Annotated in this window: 3 protein-coding genes; 2 read left to right on the forward strand and 1 reads right to left on the reverse strand. The window is 70.9% G+C overall.

Going from position 1 to position 3,158, the window contains the following annotated elements; all coding sequences use genetic code 11:
• Positions 1 to 126: 126 nt before the first annotated feature.
• Positions 127 to 882, reverse strand: coding sequence for a GbsR/MarR family transcriptional regulator (locus DQW06_RS19800; RefSeq protein ID WP_013151510.1), 756 nt, complete (start codon positions 880 to 882; stop codon positions 127 to 129).
• A gap of 243 nt (positions 883 to 1,125) precedes the next feature.
• On the opposite strand from DQW06_RS19800, the gene DQW06_RS19805 reads away from it, so the two are divergent.
• Together DQW06_RS19805 and DQW06_RS19810 are read left to right on the forward strand one after the other, a co-directional pair.
• Positions 1,126 to 1,791: a DUF4097 family beta strand repeat-containing protein gene (locus tag DQW06_RS19805; RefSeq protein ID WP_013151509.1), complete on the forward strand. Its 666-nt coding sequence runs from the start codon at positions 1,126 to 1,128 to the stop codon at positions 1,789 to 1,791.
• A gap of 44 nt (positions 1,792 to 1,835) precedes the next feature.
• Complete coding sequence (locus DQW06_RS19810; RefSeq protein ID WP_013151508.1) at positions 1,836 to 3,065, forward strand: serine hydrolase; 1,230 nt, start codon at positions 1,836 to 1,838, stop codon at positions 3,063 to 3,065.
• Positions 3,066 to 3,158: the final 93 nt, after the last annotated feature.

Below are 3,158 nucleotides of genomic sequence, written 5' to 3' on the forward strand. Positions count from 1 at the left end.
CGCACGCCGGACCGCGCGGACCGGGACGGCCCGGTCCGGTCCGCGTGCGCGCCGGGCCCACCGCGTGCTCCCGGGCGGCCTTTCGGAGAAGCGTCCGCACGTGGCCGTGACCGCCGAAGCGGATGCCTACCGGGGTTCCGGGGACGGCTCGTCGGCGCCGTCCGGGACGGGTTCGGGTTTGGTGTGCAGGACCTCGCGTGCCTGCTCCGAGGCGCGGATGATGCTCTCGCGCACGAAGTCGACGAAGCGGGCGATGTTCTCCAAACGCACGGCGGCCGGAGTGCCGGGACCCAGGACCTGGACTCCCTGACGCGCGGCTTCGACGAGGTGCGCCTCGGCCCGGGCGTTGGCCAGCATCGACTGGTACCAGACGTCGTCGTCGACGACGTAGCGCTCGCGGCGGCGTTCGTCGCGTTCGCGGCGCACCAGGCCCTGGCCCTCCAGGAACGTGATCGCCTTGGAGACCGAGGCCGGGCTGACCTGGAGGCGCTGGACGAGTTCGGCCGCGGTGAGGCTGCCCTCGTCGGTGGTGTAAAGGGACACCAGGACCCGGGACGTCATCTTGGGCAGGCCCGACTGCATGAAGACGGCGGTGAAGGCCTCCTCGTACTCGCGCACGGCCTCGGCGTCGCGTCCGTAGGCCTGCGGAGGCGCCTGTCCGGCCCGGGTCGCGGTCCTGGTGCGGCGGCGGGTGCGGTGCTGGGTGGCGCGGTGGGCCAGGTCGGCGCGGTAGGAGGTGGGGCCGCCGTTGCGCGTCACCTCGCGGGTGACGGTCGAGGTGGGACGGTCCAGGTCCTTGGCGATCCGCGCGTAGGCCAGTCCCTGGGCCAGTCCCAGCTCGATGCGCTGGCGTTCGGACTGGGTGAGCCTGCCTCCGGGCATCGCGGTCTCCTTCGTGGGGCGTGGGTGCGCCCACCCTAGCGTTCACTTTCCCCCATTGCAACGAAACGAGTGAAGCCCGTTGCATTAGATTCAGAATCATTGCAACAATTCCCTTGAATCTACCTGCTAATACGGTGTTTTCTCGCGAGAGATCTGTTGCCATAACCATGAACGCAACGTAGCTTTTCCATCATCAGAAACAGCGGCCCGCACCGGCGCCGCACCAGAAGAAGGAGAAGTACGATGCACACCTTCCCCACCCCCACCGCCATCACCACCGTCCTGGACATCCCCGCCGGACGCGTCCAGCTCATCGCCGCCGACCGCACCGACACCACCGTCCAGGTCCAGCCCGCCGACCCCGACAAGAACCGCGACGTCAAGGCCGCCCAGCAGACCACCGTCACCTACGACGACGGCGTCCTGCGCGTCCAGGCCCCGCCCGCCAAGAACCAGGCCTTCGGCCCCTCCGGATCGGTGGAGATCACCGTCCAGCTGCCCACCGGCTCCCACCTCCAGGCCACCGCCGCCAGCGCCGGACTGCGCGGCGTCGGACGCCTGGGCCGGGTCGCCTTCGAGGCCGCCCGGGGCCCCGTCAAGCTCGACGAGGCCGCCAGCGCCCACCTCACCCTCCAGGACGGCGACGTCACGCTCGGCCGCCTGGGCGGCCCCGCCCAGGTCAGCACCGCCAGGGGCGACATCGTCATCGCCCACGCCACCCAGGGCACGGTCGAGGTGCGCACCGAGTCCGGCGACATCACCGTCAGCGCCGCCCCCGGCGTCTCCGCCGCCCTGGACGCGGGCACCCCCCACGGCCGCGTCCACAACGCCCTCAAGAACGACGGCGAGACCACCCTGGACATCCGCGCCACCACCTCCCATGGCGACATCACCGCCCGCAGCCTCTGAGCAGCCGTATCCCCCGACCACCTGACGACTCACGGAGATCCACGATGGAAAACGACAACGGCCGCTTCTCCAAGGCGGGACTGCGGCGGATGCGCGACGTACTGACACGGCACGTCGAGAGCGGGCGGATCCCCGGGCTGGTCGCCCTGGTCAGCCGGGGCGGTGAGACGCACGTCGAGGCGATCGGGACGATGCGCCATGACGGCGGCGCCCCGATGCGCAGGGACACGATCTTCCGGATGGCCTCGACGTCCAAGCCGGTCACGATGGCGGCGGCGATGGTCCTGCTCGACGAGTGCGGGCTGCGGCTGGACGACCTGGTGGAGCAGTGGCTGCCCGAACTGGCCGACCGGCAGGTGCTGAGGCGGATCGACGGCCCGCTGGACGACACCGTTCCGGCGCGGCGGCCGATCACCGTACGGGACGTGCTGACCTCCACGTTCGGGCTCGGCATCGACCGGAGCGCGCTGGGCACCCCGATCATGAACGCGCTCTTCGCGCAGGGGCTCACGCCCGACCTGCCGGAGCCGATGCCCGAGCCGGACGAGTGGATGCGCCGCCTGGGCACGCTTCCGCTGATGCACCAGCCCGGCGAGCAGTGGCAGTACCACGTCGGCAACGACCTGCTGGGCGTGCTCGTCTCCAGGGTCACGGGGAAGTCGTTCGATGCGTTCCTGCGCGAGCGCGTCTTCGAGCCCCTGGGTATGGGGGACACCGGTTTCCACGTGCCCGCCGACAAGACGGACCGGCTGCCGCCGCTCTACGCCCCCGACCCGCAGACCGGGGAGTTCCACGTGTGGGACCCGGCCGAAGGGGGACGGCACAGCCAGCCTCCGGCGTTCCAGGGCGGTGGCGGCGGGCTGGTCTCCACCGTCGACGACTACCACGCCTACTTCCGGATGCTGCTGAACCAGGGGATGCACGGGAGCGAGCGGATCCTGTCCCGGCCCGCCGTCCAGCTGATGACCACCAACCGCCTCACGCCCGCGCAGCAGGCCGCCCGGAACGCCATGGCCACCGAGAACGTCCACGTGTCGTTCGGCCAGGGGCAGCACGGCGGCTGGGGCTTCGGAATGGCGGTGCGCACCTACCGGGGTGACTACGCGCCCGTCGGCCAGTTCGGCTGGGACGGCGGAAGCGGCACCTCGACCTACGCCGACCCGGAGAACCGGCTCACCGGCATCGTGCTCACCCAGGTCGGGATGTCCGTCCCGGACTCGGCGCGGCTGATCCACGACTTCTGGACCACGCTCTACCAGGCGATCGACAACTGACACCGGGTCTGTTGTCCCGGGATGTCCATCCCCGTCACACAAGGCACAACCGCCCCTGAAGGCCCGGCCCCCGACGTCTGCGCGCGGGGGCCG

The organism is Nocardiopsis sp. TNDT3 (genome assembly GCF_003427465.1).
In the GTDB taxonomy this organism is placed as follows: Bacteria; Actinomycetota; Actinomycetes; order Streptosporangiales; family Streptosporangiaceae; genus Nocardiopsis; species Nocardiopsis dassonvillei.

What these genes read in the sequence shown, in the direction of transcription:
- DQW06_RS19800 (WP_013151510.1), bottom strand. Translation starts at nt 882, where the DNA reads ATGCCCGGAGGCAGGCTCACCCAGTCCGAACGCCAGCGCATCGAGCTG.
- DQW06_RS19810 (WP_013151508.1), top strand. Translation starts at nt 1,836, where the DNA reads ATGGAAAACGACAACGGCCGCTTCTCCAAGGCGGGACTGCGGCGGATG.
- DQW06_RS19805 (WP_013151509.1), top strand. Translation starts at nt 1,126, where the DNA reads ATGCACACCTTCCCCACCCCCACCGCCATCACCACCGTCCTGGACATC.